1 protein-coding gene is annotated in these 643 nt (G+C 39.8%); it reads left to right on the top strand.

Translation table 11 applies throughout. The annotated features are described in order from the left end of the window. Nucleotides 1–78: 78 nt before the first annotated feature. Nucleotides 79–408, top strand: a complete 330-nt coding sequence (locus R7Z50_RS28350; protein ID WP_021448773.1) for a hypothetical protein — start codon at nt 79–81, stop codon at nt 406–408. The last annotated feature ends 235 nt before the right edge of the window (nt 409–643 follow it).

Genomic DNA, 643 nt, shown 5'->3' with positions numbered 1-643 from the left:
GCACAATGGTTTAGGTTAGGTGGCAATGTTACTCACTACTTAACGCGGCGTTATATGCTTTAGGGATTTCTGAACAGGATGTTTTTGATACTAGCAATATTGGGTGCTATCTACCTGTTATTTAAGCTGTACCAAGAAGGCGAAGAGATAGGTTGGAATAGAATTTTAGTTACTATCTTTTTTGTCAGCTATTCAGCTCTGTATTTGTATGTTCCACCTTTCTTAGGCATGAATAACCAATATGCAGGTAAAATGTACGAATTAGTTCCAATCGGATGCTATTTCATGGCGTTACTTCCAGATATGGAAGAAGCAGAAACTGAGGCGAAAGCCTTCGTATTTTTCGCTTGGTGTGGTCTTATTCTCATAGCATCTTTCTTGGTTTACTTTAAGTTGTATGTGTGGTGATGGGTACCAGTACGCATATAACAAACTGTTCAAGAGGGATTCACAACGCGTGGCATTTTCACTATGCGTTGAATTTAGTGCTTAAGGTGGTATGCGGTGGCTCCGGTATCGCGTTGCTCACCCCTTAACAGGGCGTTATGTGTAAAGGAATCTATGACAAAATTCATCAATCTTTTCTTGTGTCTACTTTCTTTAAACTGTCTTGCTGCTGAGCCTATAAAAGAATGGAACGAAC

The organism is Vibrio sp. 1249-1 (genome assembly GCF_033340495.1).
This window is presented reverse-complemented; position numbering and strand designations above follow the sequence as displayed.